Here is a 13,662-nt window from a genome sequence, read left to right on the forward strand (position 1 = left end):
GGCTGGCGAGGGTGGGCTTCAGGGGATTTTGGGCAGGTGGAGGTGGGTGGGGGGCACTCCGGCGGTGAGGAGTTGGTGGGGGGCGAGGTCGAGCATTGAGGGTGGGCCGCAGACGTAGACGTGCTGGTTGGGGCGGTATCGGTGGAGGGCGAGGGTCAGGGCGTCGGCTTGTTCGGCGGGGGTGGCGAACGGGTCGTGGGACAACGCGGGGACGACCGTGAGCCAGGGGTGGGCCTGGTCGAGCTTGTCCAGGGTGATCGCGTCGTAGAGGTCGGCGATGGTGCGTGCGCCGACGACCAGGGTCACCCGACGACCGGCCGGCGCGGTGGCGACCTGCTCGACCAGGGCGCGCAGCGGGGCCAGCCCGGTACCGCCGGCCACCAGCAACAGGTCCCGACCACCGGCCAGCGCCGCCCTGGCGAGCCCTCCCCCAGCCGGCCTTGCGGCGGCGGACCATTCGTCGGCCGCTCCTGCCCCAGCCGGCCCGGCATCGGCCCGCCCGTTCCCAGCCCGGACAGACTGTCGAGAAATGGTCGGCTCCGGGGCGGTGGGCAGGCTCAGGCCGATGTCGACGGGTGGGCCAAGGTGGAGCAGGTCGTTGGGGCGTACCTGGTGGACGAGGGTGTGGGAGACGGCGCCGGCGGGGACCGCGCGGACGTGCAGCTCGACGGTGCCGTCGGGGCGCGGGGCGTTGGCCGGGCAGTACCAGCGCCATCGGCCGGGGTGCTGCGGCACGCAGACCGGCACCGCCTGACCGGGTCGGAACGGCAGCCGCCGCCACGGGCGTACCGTCAGGATGGCGATGCCCTCGGCGGCCAGGTCGCGGCCGACCACCTCGGCGGGCCAGAACGCCGGCCCGTCGCCCATCCGCCCGGCGGCGCGTTCGATCAGCGCCCACGCCCGCCGCCAGCGTCGCTCCCAGTCGCCCGGCTGCGGGCACAGCCGTGGTGCCACCGCTGCCAGGGCGGCACCGATAAGCGGGCCGTGCTCGGGGCGCAGCCGGTACCGGCGGTGCACCCGGCCGAGCACCGCCAGCAGCGCCAACCGCCCGGCCCGGTCGCCACCACCGCCGACCAGCCGGGCCAGCGCGGCGACGACGAGCACCGCCACCCGTTCCGGCAGCAGCCCCGGGCAGTGCTCCGCCAGGCTGGCCCGGAAGCTCGCGGCAACCTCGCCGATCACCGCCTGGCCGCCCGTGGTGAGGACCCCGGCCAGGTAGTCGGCGGCCCGCCGCCGCTGCGCCTCCGGCAGCCCCGGCCAGCCGTCAAACATTGGTCCGCCGGCCGCGAGCTGCCGGGTCAGATGCGCGGCGAGCCGGTCCCGATCAACCCCGATGAGGTACGCCGACAGCTCCGCGTCCGCCTCGACCAGCCGCAGCCAACGGGCCACCGCCTCCCGGCTCACCGCCGCTCCCCCGTCGGGTGGTCCTGGGTTGCCGCCCGACGGTCGGCGTGCACGTGGCCCGGCGACGCGGCCTCGAACCGCAGGGATGCGGCCTGCCGGCGGTCGGCCTGCCGGGACTGCCACTGCCGCAACGCCTGCCGGATCCGCTCGGACTCGGTGTTGGCGGTCGTCAACTCCCGGTGCAGTCTGTCGATCTCGTCGGCTGCTCGGTTCAGGTAGTCGTACACCTGGTGCGGGTCGAGACCCCGCCAGCGCCTGTCGAATTCGGCGGCACGAACGTGGTGTGGGTGCAGGCGCTCCCCGGACAGGTAGATCATTTCCGCGGTGCCTCCTGCTCGGCGATCAGCGCCGGCACCTGCCGGTCGCTGAGGCCGCGCCGGTCCAGCACCCGCCGCCCCCAGCGGTGCAGCCGACACGGACGCGGCGCACGATCGTTCCGACAACGCGGCCCCTCGGGCCACTGCTCCGCAGCGTGTACGGCCACCGCCCGCACCGCGAAACCGACATCCTCTGCTGTCACGTACGGCGGCATCGGCAGCTCGCCGAGCACCTCGTCGATCGAATCCATGTCCCTCCCCTGCTGTGGTGTGGCACCGAGGCGGGCGGGGACGGCGCACCGTCGGGGGGCGGTACCCGCCGGAGCCCAGCACCCGCCCCGGGCCTCGTGTCCAGCCTCGGCGAGCACCTGAGCAGGTACTACAGCGCCAGAGGGGCCTGCATGACGCAGAAATGAGGCATCTGCGTACCCGCGTGGTCGACGCAGGGTTACTACAGTGACGCCAAAGCGGAGGGAGATCGGCCGTGGCCTTGAAGCGACAGCGACTCTGCCAGCGGCGTAAGGCGCTCGGATACAGCCAGGAACGTCTGGCCGACACTCTTGGTGTGGAGCGGTCCACTGTGGTGCGGTGGGAGAACGCGGAGACCGACCCGCAGCCGTGGCACCGAACCCGCATTGCGTCCGCGTTGCGCGTTACGCTCGAACAGCTCGACGACATGCTCGTCGACGTGTCAGTGGCAGCGCATCGAGGGCAGGCCGTGAGGGACATGGAGCGTGATCCCGTTTCCGCCGCCGCTAGGTCTGATCTCTTGAGCGGCCTTCGGACCTTCCTCAGCACCTATCTCACGGACTCAACACGACCGGCACCACCGCTGCCCGAGGTCCGACGCGCTGTGGGCAGGGTGCACAACCTCTACCAGCGAGCGAGCTACACATCAGCGGCCCGCCTGATGCCGGACGTGCTCGGCCAGGCGACGGCCCTGAGCAACAACGCCGCCGGCATACACCGAACCAGCGCTTTTCGACTGCTCGCCGCCGCCTACATCGCCGCATCGAAGCTCGCGGCCAAGGTGGGTGACGGTGAGGCAACCCTGTTGACGGCTGACCGGGCGTCCACCGCCGCACGTCTGGCCGACGATCGGGCGCTTGCTGCTGTTGCCGCCTACCAGGCGGCATGCGGTTTGATGGGGCAGCCCGGAAGATCGGTAGAAGCCGAGCAGGTGGCACGAACCAGCATCGACTCATTGGCTTCGGCTGCTTCAACCTCCGACCCTGACCTGCTCTCCGCTCAGGGAGCGCTACTACTTCTTGCTACCGTCATGACTGCTGCGCAGGGCGACACGAAGCAAGCGGGCTACTTCCTCACGCGTGCCGAACGGCTGGCAACGACGTTGGGCGCCGACCGCAACCGGCTGTGGACCGGCTTCGGCCCAACGAACGTCGTCATTCACGCGGTATCGGCTGCCGTGCGCGCGGGTAACCCGGACCAGGCCATGGAGATTGGTGCTCGGCTCGACACGTCGCGACTGCCCATCGTGCTGGTGGGCCGAAGGGCACAGGTGCACGTCGACCTGGCGGCGGCAGCGCTGATGTCGTCCAATGATAGGTCGGTCTGCGTGCTTCACTTGCTCGAAGCCGAGCGGGTTGCCGCCGAGATGGTGTACGCGAACGTACAGGCCCGCACGCTCCTGCTCGACCTGTTGGCGAAGGAGCGCCGGACGGCGACGCCAGGACTACGGCCACTCGCGGAGCGGGCCGGACTGCTGGCATGAGCCAGTCACGCGTACTCGCCCTGGTCGTTTGCGCGGCGCCTCCGGTGCTGCGGATCGGTGAGCTGATCGATCTACTACAGAAAGACGGCTGGACTGTCTGTCTCACCGCCACCCCGACCGCCGCGACCTGGATCGACCGGGAGGCGCTAGCAGCGCAGACCGGCCACCCCGTGCGGGTGGAGTGGCGGAAGCCCGGCGAGCCCGAGCCGCACCCCCCGGCCACGGCAGTCGCCGTCGTGCCCGCCACCTTCAACGTGATCAACAAGTGGGCTCAGGGCATCAACGACACCCTCGCGCTCGGCATCCTCAATGAGGCGCTCGGCGCGGGAATCCCGGTCCATGCGTTTCCGAACGTCAAGGAGCAGTTGGCCGCACACCCGAGCTACGACCGGCACCTGCGGCTGCTACAGGACGCGGCAGTCGCCGTGACACCCCTACCTGCTGAACTGGATTGGCATACAGCCGTTCACCGCCTCCGGATCGCGTAACCTCCGGCACTCAATTGTCCGTCGGTGTATTGCAGGCAGCACGACCCGGCTTGGAAGGGCACAGGATACGAGCTGCCTCAATCCGTCAGCACCCGTTTCACGATGTTGAACCGGATTCACTCCCGGGAGGCCTGCACGATCGGGGTGGCTCGGCGTGGGCAGCAACGCAGCTTGGTGAGGACCTTCCAGGTCTTAAGGGTGGAGACCGCGCGTTCGCCGAGTGCTCGGATCCTGGCGTGGTGGCGGTTGACGGACTTCTGCCGGCGGGACAGGCGGGTGCGGCGGCGTTTGAATGGGGTCCAGACGGTGCCGCGGGCGCCTTGGTAGCCCTTATCGGCGAAGGTCAGCACGTTGTTGCTGGTAAGCGCGTCGATCAGGCCGTGGGTGCGGGCTGCGGTGAGGTCGTGCACCGAGCCGGGCAGCGCGGCCGAGGCCCAGACCAGTCGCCCGGCCGGATCGGCGAGGACCTGGACGTTCAGCCGTGGCGCTTGTGCTTTCCGGAGTGTGCGCCGTGAGGCGCTTGTTGTTCGAGTGGAGGTGAAAGACCGCCGCCGCCGTCCTGTCGCAGCAGGGCGGCCGAAGCTGGGGGCAGCCTGAGCCGGGAGGTGCCGGGGAGGGTGGAAGCGGCCCCGACGAAGCCGGGACGTGTCAGCACTGCCAGATGGCGCGGGCTCGGCGAGCGAGATGGAGAGGAGTACGCGAGGAATCGGCGTTTACGTCTCCTTAAGGCACGCCAGCTCGAACCTGGTGGATCTGGGCTGGATGCGGTGCGTCCCCGTGGATTACTCGGTCGGCGGGGAACTCGTCACGTGGCTTACTTCGGTCGCGTGGGGAGGCCACGGTGAAGTGCTGCGGGGTAGCCGTGGCGAGGCCGCGGGGGCATAGTCGGGCTCCTCCTTCGTCGATCGAACAGCAGGTGAACACGGGAACCGTCCCGGTCCTGCCTCGGCAACGCGTAGCCAGCGCGGTGTCGGGGCTGGGTCCACCGTCGGCCGAGCGGTCCGGGGCGGGGCGGAGCCGTCGTAGTACTCCGAGCCGGGGAGAGCCCGGCACATGGGGAAGGACGGCAGCGGTATCGAGAAGGGAAGGAGGCTGCAATGCCGAAAGACGCGCTGCTGAACAGCAGTGCACCGCTGGCGGCCCAGGTGGGTCCCCACCAGCGGGTATCGGGGATGCAGGCCAAGCTTCACTGTTGGGCGGCGGCCGCTCCCGGTCGCAGGTTCGACGACTTGTTCAACCTCGTATGCGACCCGGCGACGCTCCTTGTCGCTTTCGAACGGGTCGCGGGCAACCAGGGGGCTCGAACTCCGGGCGTCGACGGTCTCACAGTCGAGACCGTCGAGCGGGAACTCGGCCTCCCGGGCTACCTGGAAGAATTGCGTGGTGCACTCAAGACGGTGAATTTCGCCCGTTGCCGGTGCGGGAGCGCAAGATCCCGAAGCCCGGTGGAAGCGGAAAGGTGCGCAAGCTCGGCATCCCGACCGTCTCCGACCGGGTGGTCCAGGCAGCGCTCAAGCTGGTGCTGGAGCCGATCTTCGAGGCCGACTTCACGCCGGTCTCCTATGGCTTCAGGCCCATGCGGAGAGCACACGACGCCATCGCCGAGATCCACTACTACGGCACTCACGGCTACCGCTGGGTGTTGGATGCGGACATCGAGGCGTGCTTTGACTCGATCGACCACACGGCCCTCATGGACCGGGTGCGCCGCCGGATCAAGGACAAGCGCGTGTTGCATCTGGTCAAGGCGTTCCTCAAGGCCGGCGTCCTCACAGAGGCCGGCAACCACGAAGACACCCTTACCGGCACCCCGCAGGGGTCGTTATGTTCAGCTGAACATAAGCCGCCCTATGAACAGTGCTGGGTTATGCGCAGCGTCGATTCGTCTGGCCTGGTGAGGGCGGTTGCGGGGGTCGAGCGCTGCGCATAACCGGGTGGCCCGGGTCAAAGGTTGGTGAGCCAGTTGAGTAGTCCGGGGTCGTGGTTCCATTCGGGTAGGTCGTCGGTGACGATGTCGGTGTAGGCGGCTTCGAGGGCTTTGCGTTTGGCTTCGGTGGAGGCTCTGGCGTAGATCTCGGTGGTGGATAGGTCGACGTGGCCGAGGATGTCGCGGATGTAGGGCAGCGGGACGCCGGCTTCGTAGAGGTGCATGGCTTTGCTGTGGCGCAGGGTGTGGGGGCTGATCTCGGCGTCGGTGAGGGCCGGGTCGGCGGTCTGGGCCTGGTATTTGCGGATGATCCAGGTGATCCCGCCGCGGCTGAGTTTGTTGCGGTGCTGGTTGAAGAACACCGGGTGGTCGTCGTGGCCAGGCTGGTCGAGGTGGTGCTCGGCGAGGTATGCGCGCAGGAGCGTGGTGGTGTTGTCGGTGAGGGGGACGTGGCGGGTCTTGTCGCCTTTGCCGGTCACGGCGGCCAGGGCGGGTGGTTGCAGGCGGATGTCGCGGACGGTGAGGTCGGCGAGTTCCTGGACCCGGGCTGCGGTGTCGTAGAGGGTGGCGAGCAGGGTCGCGTCGCGGCGGCCGGGTCGGGTGGTCCGGTCGGGTTGGGCGAGCAGGCGGCGGGTTTGCTCGACGGTCAGGTGGTTGACGGCCGGTTGTGGCTGCCGTTTGGCGGGGATGGCGAGGATGTCCTGGCAGCGGGCCATCCGGGTGGGGTCCTGAGTCTGCATCCAGCGGTGGAACGAGCTGATCGCGGCGAGGCGCTGGTTGCGGGTTGACGCGCTGTTGTGCCGGCTGGTCTGCAGCCAGTTGAGGAACCCGGTGATCGCGGTGGCGTCGAGGTGGTCGAGGGTGAGTTTCTCCGGTGGGACGGATCGGTCGTCGCGGAAGAAGATGATCAGGAGTTTGAATGTGTCCCGGTAGGACGCGATGGTGTGGGGTGAGCAGCCGCGTAGCCCGGCCAGGTGGGTGGTGAGGAAGCGGTGCAGCAAGGCCGCGAAGTCAGTGGCCATGGCCTGGCCCGGCTGCGGCTGGTGGGACGACGTCGCCGAGGGCGTGCTGGATCCGGGCGGTGATGTGGGGGTAGGACTCGGCGGTCAGCCGCAGGTAGTAGGCGGTGTCGGCGAGCGAGGAATGCCCCAGGTAGGTTTGCAGGACCGGTAGTAGGGCGTTGACGTCGTGGCCGTGGGCGAACCACGAGCGCAGGTTGTTGACGACGAAAGTATGGCGGAGGTCATGCACGCGGGGGCCGTGGCCTCGACCGCCGTGGGAGATGCGGGCCTGCCATAGGAACCGGCGGAAGTTCTTGTCGATGTTCCCGAGCGTCAGCGGTTTTCCGGCCGTGCCGGGGAAGAACCAGTCCCCGCCCGAGCCGGCGACCTGGGCGTGGTAGCCGACGAGCCGGGCATGCAGCGGCGCGGACACGGGCACCTGCCGGTCCTTGCCGCCCTTGGCGTTGCGGATCCGCAGGACGCCGGTGTCGAGGTCGACGTCGTCGACCCGTAGTAGTCGGGCTTCGGAGGCGCGTAGCCCGCAGGCGTAGATCGTGCGGAACAGCACCGGCATGGCCAGGTGCCGCAGCGGGACCTGCGAGTTGTAGTGGCAGCGGTCGGTCTGGGTGAACAGGGCCGCCAGTTCGGCGTCGGTGAAGATGTGCGGGATGTAACGGGCGGGTCTGGGCAGCACCCCGGCGGGCAGGACGTAGGCGTTCACGCCCCGGCGGCCAAGCCACCGGGCCAGCTGGCGCACCGGCGCGACCAGGGTCCGCAGGGTCGACGGGGTGACGCCGCGCTGCTGGGCGGCCGTAATCCAGGCCTCGACCGCGGCCTGGGTGGGCGCGTGCAGCCCGGGGAACTCGGTGCAGCAGAACGCCGCGAACCGGGCCAGCACCCGCGCTTGGGCGGCGTACTTGTAGCCGACAGCGCGTTGCTGCTCGACCAGCGCTGTGATCGCGGCGGCCATGGTGATGTCGGTGTTCATCGTGACGCCTCCCGCCCGGGCGCGTCCGGGTCCAGGGCGCACCTGGCCAGAAGGTTCAAAGAGGACTTCAGATAAACGCCCGTCGATTGCACGGACTGGTGGCCGAGGACGTCGGCGATCTGCTCGATCGGGGTGCCGTCCTCCATCAGCCGGGTGGCCAGGGTGTGTCGCAGTGAGTGCATGCCGTGGCGGCGTTTCTCGCTGACCGGCACGTGCGCCACCCGGGCGTGTTTGACCAGGATCTGATGCAGATGATCCTGCTCGGAGAACGGGCCGATCGGGGCGAGGTGCCGCAGGAACACCTGCGGGCAGTCGCAGACCGGCCGGCCATGGCGGATGTAGTCGATCACCGCCCAGCCGACCTCTTTCAACAGCGGCAACTGCACCCGGCGGCCGGTCTTGGCCTGCACCACAGTCAGCCGGTTGCCGGGCCAGTCGAAGTCGGCGAACTCAAGCCGTTTGACGTCCACGCCGCGTAGCCCGAGCCTGGTGACCAGCAGAATGATCGCGTAGTCGCGTTTCCCGCACGGGTTTCCCCTGTCGATCGCCTGAAGGATCCGGGTCACGTCTGCCGGGTCCCATACCGACGGGATCCTGGCCTGCCGACTGGAACGCACCGCCGGGACCGCGTCCAGCACGGCGGCGTCGACCAGCCCCTCGTCGGCGGCGAACCGTAGGAACGATCGCACCGCGCACATCTTCTGCTCGACGGTCTTGGCCTGGTATCCGGCCAAAGTGGCCACGAACGCCCCGAGCATCCCAGCGTCGCACCGGGCCAGCCCACCGCGGGTGGCCGTGAACGCGACGAACTCCGCGGCCACCGTCGTGTAGACCCGCACGGTCGACACCGCACGGTCAGCGGCCCGCAATCCGTCCTGGAACCGGGCGACCACGGCGGCGTCCTGCTCGGCCAGCTTGTTCACCGACCTCGAGTAGCGGCGCAGCACCGCCCCGTGGACCGCGTACTCGCCCAGCATCTGGGCAACCCTGAACAAGTAGACATCGGTCGGTTTCAGCGTGCCCGCTCGTTCCTTGTCGAAGAAGCCACCACACGCCTGATCGACCCACGCCATCGCCACGTCCAGGGAGAACTCCTCGACCCCACGCACAGCGAAGAACCTCGCCAGCCTGCGCCAGCAGCCCCGATACCAGACCAACGTCGATTCCTTGTAACCCAGCCGCCTCAACTCAGCGTCCAGGCCCGCCACCAGCACGGACAACATCGCCATCGCCACCGACCTCCGATCACAAGGCCCGGCACCATGCCGTGCCCCTGATCAGATCCTCGGCGCGTTATGCGCAGCGCTCGACCCCCGCAACCGCCCTCACCAGGCCAGACGAATCGACGCTGCGCATAACCCAGCACTGTTCATAGGGCGGCATCCTCTCTCCCCTGTTGGCGAACATCGCCCTATCGGCGCTCGATGAGCACCTGATGGAGCCGTGGACGCCCGGAGGGTCGATGGCGACCAGGGGCAGGCGGGCGCATCGCCGCCGATACGGCCGACCGAACTGGCGCATCGTCCGCTACACGGACGACTTCGTCGTTCTGGTCGATGGTGGACGCGACGACGTCACCCGGCTGCGCGAGGAAATCGCCGGCACATTGCACCCTCTGGGGCTACGGCTCTCACCCGCCAAGACCCAGATCACGCACATGTCGGATGGGTTCGACTTCCTGGGGTTCCGCATCCAGTGGCGCCGCAAGCGAGGCTCGAACCGGTGGTACGTCTACACCTTCATCGCTGACCGACCCATTCGACAGCTGAAGGACAAGATCCGTGCCCTGACGAACAGGACGTCGCAGCAGGATCCCAGGGACGTGCTGATCAGGCTCAACCAGATCATGCGCGGCTGGGTCAACTACTTCAAGCACGCGGTATGCAAAACCACGCTCAAAGCCCTGGACCACTTCGTGTGGCGACGGGTGACCAGCTGGTGGATGACGCTGCACCGCTGGAGATGGAAAGACCTCCGCCGACACCTCACCGACCACGACGGCCGGTGGAAACGACTGTCGGCGGACGGGGTCGAACTGTTCACAACGGCATCGGTCGCGGTCACTCGCTACCGCTACCGAGGCAACACGATCCCCAACCCCTGGCCCCTCAACCACGCCTGACAGCAGAAACCGTGGAGAGCCCGGTGCGGTGAGAGTCGCACGCCGGGTTCGGCGAGCGGCACGGAGAAACGGACCGGTGGCAACACCGGCACCGCGCTCCGTGCCGACTCAACAGTACGGCTTCTGGTCGGTGACCCGGTCGATCGGGATCAGGGTGCCGTCGAGGATCGCGTACGCCAGCCTGGCCGCTCGGCGCATCCCAGCGGTGAGGTCGTCGGCGTAGGCGGCGAGCAGGTCGACGGCCTCGCGCAGGTAACGCCACACGGTGGTCACCGACACGGCGAAGCCGGCCGCGAGGCGGGTGAGGGTGTCGCCGTTGCGCAGGTGGGCCAAGGCCATGAGCGCCTGCTGCTGCGCAGGCAGCCGCCGCCAACGGCCGCCAAGGGCCCGGCGTCGGTCGCGGATCAGTTCGGTCAGGCGGGTCAGGGTGCGCGTGGACAGCGGGATGCTGGCAGGATAGGTCAGCAACGAAGCTCCCGTGCTGGGCGGTGCGTCTTGGTCGACTGCTGTCCTACCGGGAGCTTCGTCCTATCTGGAGCAGCGACACACCCACGCGTGCCTGCTCAGGCCTCTCTGATCACGATGAAAATGGCTCAGTGGATTGGAGGCGCTGCGGAGGGCGCCATCACACGGTCCGCTCAAAGCCCGGCTACGGGCCATGCAGGCCCGCAGCCTGGCCATCGGCGGGAAACCAGTCGAGTCGATGAGCGCGCTTGAGGACGCCGAGCATGCCCTATCCGAAACGCCGGTCGTCGTCTCCAAGTGGCTGAGCCCCTTCGACGGGACCTCGTTCGCCATCGAGGCAGCGCGTTGCTTCCTACGCATCGGCGATCTCGCGGAGGCGCACCGGCGTTTGGAAGGCGCGCTCACCGGGCACGCCGCTGAGCGGGTGAGGAGCCGTTTGCTTGCCCAGCTCATGCTCGTGACGGCGCTGCTGGGACGGGGGCTGCTCGATGAAGCGTGTGCCGTCACCCACCAAGTGTTGGAACGCGCCGCCGGCCTAAGCTTAGCCGTGGTCGTAGAACAACTCCGGCACGTGGAGATGCTGCTCAAGCCTCACGCCCCACATTCGGCCCAAGCACAGGCAACGATGGTGCGGATCGGCGAGACCATCCGCGAGAATTCGTCGATCGGCATCGTGGGCGGGCTTCGCCCGGCGATTAGTACAGGACAGGCACATGCGCGATGACCGTCCGCTCTATGAGCGCGATCCAGAAGCATGGCAGGCCTATCTCGCTGAAGGCAACGCGAAGCAGCCCCGTAAGCGGGTCGGCGCGGATGCCCTGATCCGCAACGCGCAGGGCGAAATCTTGCTAGTCAATCCGCGGTACAAGCCCGACTGGGACCTGCCCGGCGGAATGGTCGAGGTGAACGAACCTCCCCACCAGGCCGCCGAACGGGAGCTTTCGCGAGGGACTTGGCCTCGACCTACGGATTCGGACCATGCTCGTGGTGGACTGGGTGGCGCCCCACGGGGCATGGGACGACAGCCTCATGTTCATCTTCGACGGCGGCGTCCTAGAAGACCGTCAGCTCGCCACCCTCAGACCGATGGACGACGAACTGCTGGCGTGCCGGTTCTACCCACTCCGAGCGGCAAGGGACCTACTCCGCCTGTACGTTTACAACCGCCTGAGACAGGCGGTGCTCGCCGCCGATGCCCCAGCACCCCGAATACCTACAAAACGGGGCCAAGTCTCCGGTGCGGTGATCAACCGCATCAGGTCGGGCTCGCCCGCCCGTCACCGTCGGCCCAGAGGTGGTCGAGCACCGCAGGCACGAGGGTCAGCACATCCGGCACCCGCTGAAATCGAAGGGACTGACAGCCTCACCGAGACGCTGTACGCTTCTCATCTCAATCGGTTGGCGAGGAGGGCGGCGCGCTTGCCTGACGCTAGGTACCAGGGCGCGTATGCCGAGCTGTACATTCAAGCATTGGCGCTCGCTGCCGGCATGAACGCGCTTTCGTATGTTGTGGATGACGGGATCGACATCATGATCCGGCACACGGCCGACAACGAGAGCGATTCGCCGTTGTTGCGTTCGTGGCCAGGCGTGGATCTTCAGGTCAAGTCTTGGTCCACACCGTCAGCTGCTGGCGAGTTCTGGGCCTTCGACCGCCTAAACGAGAAACAGTTCAACAAGCTCGCCTGCACTGATTGCACCTTTCCGCGGTACCTTGTGGTGATCGTCGTTCCCCCAGACCGCTCCCGTCTGACCGGTTTAGCAGACGACGGCCTCCTGCTGCGTCACCACGCGTACTACACGCAGGTGCCTGGTCCGCTCGTCGCGAACCCAGACGCCAACCGGCGCAAGAGAGTCCTGGTGCCGAAGCGCAATGTCCTAACCACCGCGACCTTGCGCGGCCTTGTACACCCCGAACTAGTCGCGCCTCGGAGCGCACCGTGACGGAGACGCTGCGCGTGGCGGACATGCGGTCGTACCTCGCGGCGACCGGCTGGCGGTTACGTCCTGAGACGTGGCGCGGAGCATCGCTGTGGGATCACCCTGAGGGCTACGGCGCGCTGGTACCTGCCCAAGACGGGATGGGGGACTCCAAGGAGCGTAGCTGGGAACTCCTGCAAGTATTGGAGAAAGCGGAGGACCGGTCAGTTCACGAGATTGCCGAGGACATTCGCTCACCAATGGTGGACACCCAATCGATCCGAACTTTTCCCCATGGCCAACCCAGCGGGTTCGTGAGCCTAACGGCCGGATTGCGCGCGCTGGAAGGGATTAGAAGCCTTTTCGCGCTAGCGGGCAGAGTGGAGGTGGAGGGCAGGCGATTCGCCTATCGCGGCAACCACCCGACACAGGTTCGTGATTTGCTCGCCGTCGTGCAACTCGGCCCTACCAGGCCTGGTAGCTACATCTTCACCACGAGAGTACCGGTCGAGCCGCCTGATCCGCAGACGACCATGGATGGCGGCGATAACCTTTCACGGCGCAGCAGTATCCGACTGTTCCACGCGATCGCCGCTGCGCAGGACGCGACCGCGACTGTCGCCCAGAACGGCCAGCTCGCGGTGTTCGATCAAGCGGTAGTGGCCGGCGTGTCGGCAAATTTGTGCGAGGCGCTGAGCGCTCTTGGTGGAACAGAACGAGCGCAGCCATTCGAAATTGGATTTCGGTGGGCACGCCGGCTGCCAGTCGATGCACCGGCCAAGACCATTGCCTTCGGCGCGCACGCGGGCCCGGTGCTGCGGAGAGCCGCAAAACGTTTGTGGCGGCTTGATTCCTCAGGGCAGGCGCACGTCACCGGCGTGGTGGAGAGTTTGCACGACGACGCGCGCACCGATGACCGTTGGCGCGTTCGAGTACGCGGTGAAGTGGTCACTAGCGCCGCCAGCGAGCAACGGACGGTGTGGCTTCGCCTGCGACCCGATAGCTACGCCCTGGCGGTCGACGCCCATCTCTCGCGCCGCATAGTCCGAGCAAGTGGAACAATCGTGCCAACAAGCCGTCGTACCGAAATCTACGTCGACGGGGACGGGTTCAATTTCATCTCCTGAAGTTCTGTTGCAGTCGTCCTCTCTGACAGAAAGACGCCGTGTTTTCCCGCATCAATGATCGAGGGCGCGGGCATTTTACCCGACTTGGCTCAAGTTAGTGCGCACGTCGGCTGGCTCGGGTGATGGCTTCGAGGGCGTCGCGGAGGTCGTCGGGTAGGGGGTCGGCGGCGG

Annotated in this window: 13 protein-coding genes and 3 pseudogenes; 8 read left to right on the forward strand and 8 right to left on the reverse strand. The window is 67.7% G+C overall.

Annotated features, from left to right (window positions below):
* Nucleotides 1-18: 18 nt before the first annotated feature.
* From ACFY2A_RS29885 to ACFY2A_RS29895, 3 genes are read right to left on the reverse strand one after another with little or no spacing between them, the layout of a single operon-like run.
* Nucleotides 19-1,404: an FAD-binding oxidoreductase gene (locus tag ACFY2A_RS29885; protein WP_387176599.1), complete on the reverse strand. Its 1,386-nt coding sequence runs from the start codon at nt 1,402-1,404 to the stop codon at nt 19-21.
* Nucleotides 1,401-1,721 (reverse strand): DivIVA domain-containing protein, encoded by a 321-nt coding sequence (locus tag ACFY2A_RS29890; RefSeq protein WP_387176601.1) that lies wholly within the window; start codon nt 1,719-1,721, stop codon nt 1,401-1,403. The genes ACFY2A_RS29885 and ACFY2A_RS29890 overlap by 4 nt, the downstream gene beginning before the upstream one ends.
* The gene (locus ACFY2A_RS29895) at nt 1,718-1,972 is read right to left on the reverse strand and encodes a hypothetical protein (RefSeq protein WP_387176603.1); all 255 of its coding nucleotides are present in this window, start codon (nt 1,970-1,972) and stop codon (nt 1,718-1,720) included. The genes ACFY2A_RS29890 and ACFY2A_RS29895 overlap by 4 nt, the downstream gene beginning before the upstream one ends.
* Before the next feature lie 233 nt (nt 1,973-2,205).
* On the opposite strand from ACFY2A_RS29895, the gene ACFY2A_RS29900 reads away from it, so the two are divergent.
* Both ACFY2A_RS29900 and ACFY2A_RS29905 read left to right on the forward strand, forming a co-directional pair.
* Nucleotides 2,206-3,453: a helix-turn-helix transcriptional regulator gene (locus ACFY2A_RS29900; protein ID WP_387176605.1), complete on the forward strand. Its 1,248-nt coding sequence runs from the start codon at nt 2,206-2,208 to the stop codon at nt 3,451-3,453.
* Nucleotides 3,450-3,941 carry a flavoprotein gene (locus tag ACFY2A_RS29905; RefSeq protein ID WP_387176607.1) on the forward strand — a complete coding sequence of 164 codons (492 nt, stop codon included), beginning with the start codon at nt 3,450-3,452 and terminating at the stop codon, nt 3,939-3,941. Before ACFY2A_RS29900 ends, ACFY2A_RS29905 begins: the two co-directional genes overlap by 4 nt.
* Before the next feature lie 116 nt (nt 3,942-4,057).
* Here the strand turns inward: ACFY2A_RS29905 and ACFY2A_RS29910 are convergent.
* Nucleotides 4,058-4,446 (reverse strand): annotated as a pseudogene (locus ACFY2A_RS29910) (transposase family protein); the annotation flags it as partial.
* A gap of 912 nt (nt 4,447-5,358) precedes the next feature.
* Between ACFY2A_RS29910 and ACFY2A_RS29915 the strand changes: the two are divergent.
* Nucleotides 5,359-5,871 (forward strand): reverse transcriptase domain-containing protein, encoded by a 513-nt coding sequence (locus ACFY2A_RS29915; protein ID WP_387176609.1) that lies wholly within the window; start codon nt 5,359-5,361, stop codon nt 5,869-5,871.
* A 14-nt stretch (nt 5,872-5,885) separates the two neighbouring features.
* Here ACFY2A_RS29915 and ACFY2A_RS29920 read toward each other — a convergent pair whose 3' ends face one another.
* From ACFY2A_RS29920 to ACFY2A_RS29930, 3 genes are read right to left on the reverse strand one after another with little or no spacing between them, the layout of a single operon-like run.
* The gene (locus ACFY2A_RS29920; RefSeq protein ID WP_387176611.1) at nt 5,886-6,890 is read right to left on the reverse strand and encodes a tyrosine-type recombinase/integrase; all 1,005 of its coding nucleotides are present in this window, start codon (nt 6,888-6,890) and stop codon (nt 5,886-5,888) included.
* On the reverse strand, nt 6,880-7,857 hold the full coding sequence (locus tag ACFY2A_RS29925; protein ID WP_387176613.1) for a tyrosine-type recombinase/integrase: 978 nt from the start codon (nt 7,855-7,857) through the stop codon (nt 6,880-6,882). The genes ACFY2A_RS29920 and ACFY2A_RS29925 overlap by 11 nt, the downstream gene beginning before the upstream one ends.
* Nucleotides 7,854-9,086 (reverse strand): site-specific integrase, encoded by a 1,233-nt coding sequence (locus ACFY2A_RS29930; RefSeq protein ID WP_387176615.1) that lies wholly within the window; start codon nt 9,084-9,086, stop codon nt 7,854-7,856. The genes ACFY2A_RS29925 and ACFY2A_RS29930 overlap by 4 nt, the downstream gene beginning before the upstream one ends.
* Before the next feature lie 152 nt (nt 9,087-9,238).
* Between ACFY2A_RS29930 and ACFY2A_RS29935 the strand changes: the two genes are divergently transcribed.
* On the forward strand, nt 9,239-9,979 hold the full coding sequence (locus ACFY2A_RS29935) for a group II intron maturase-specific domain-containing protein (protein ID WP_387176625.1): 741 nt from the start codon (nt 9,239-9,241) through the stop codon (nt 9,977-9,979).
* A 114-nt stretch (nt 9,980-10,093) separates the two neighbouring features.
* Here ACFY2A_RS29935 and ACFY2A_RS29940 read toward each other — a convergent pair.
* A pseudogene (locus ACFY2A_RS29940) lies at nt 10,094-10,447 on the reverse strand (transposase family protein); the annotation flags it as partial.
* Between the two features lie 235 nt (nt 10,448-10,682).
* On the opposite strand from ACFY2A_RS29940, the gene ACFY2A_RS29945 reads away from it, so the two are divergent.
* The 4 genes and pseudogenes from ACFY2A_RS29945 (at nt 10,683) to ACFY2A_RS29960 (ending at nt 13,491) form a co-directional block, all read left to right on the forward strand.
* A complete protein-coding gene (locus tag ACFY2A_RS29945; RefSeq protein ID WP_387176617.1) occupies nt 10,683-11,168 on the forward strand; it encodes a hypothetical protein in 486 nt (161 codons plus the stop codon).
* Nucleotides 11,158-11,325 (forward strand): annotated as a pseudogene (locus ACFY2A_RS29950) (NUDIX hydrolase); the annotation flags it as partial. The gene ACFY2A_RS29945 and the pseudogene ACFY2A_RS29950, both read left to right, overlap by 11 nt.
* A gap of 97 nt (nt 11,326-11,422) precedes the next feature.
* Complete coding sequence (locus tag ACFY2A_RS29955) at nt 11,423-12,388, forward strand: DUF4365 domain-containing protein (RefSeq protein ID WP_387176619.1); 966 nt, start codon at nt 11,423-11,425, stop codon at nt 12,386-12,388.
* Entirely contained in the window at nt 12,385-13,491 is a 1,107-nt protein-coding gene (locus tag ACFY2A_RS29960) for a hypothetical protein (RefSeq protein WP_387176621.1), read from the forward strand. Before ACFY2A_RS29955 ends, ACFY2A_RS29960 begins: the two co-directional genes overlap by 4 nt.
* Nucleotides 13,492-13,662: the final 171 nt, after the last annotated feature.

Origin of the sequence: Micromonospora sp. NPDC000442 (assembly GCF_042898635.1) — a bacterium.
Lineage (GTDB): Bacteria > Actinomycetota > Actinomycetes > Mycobacteriales > Micromonosporaceae > Micromonospora.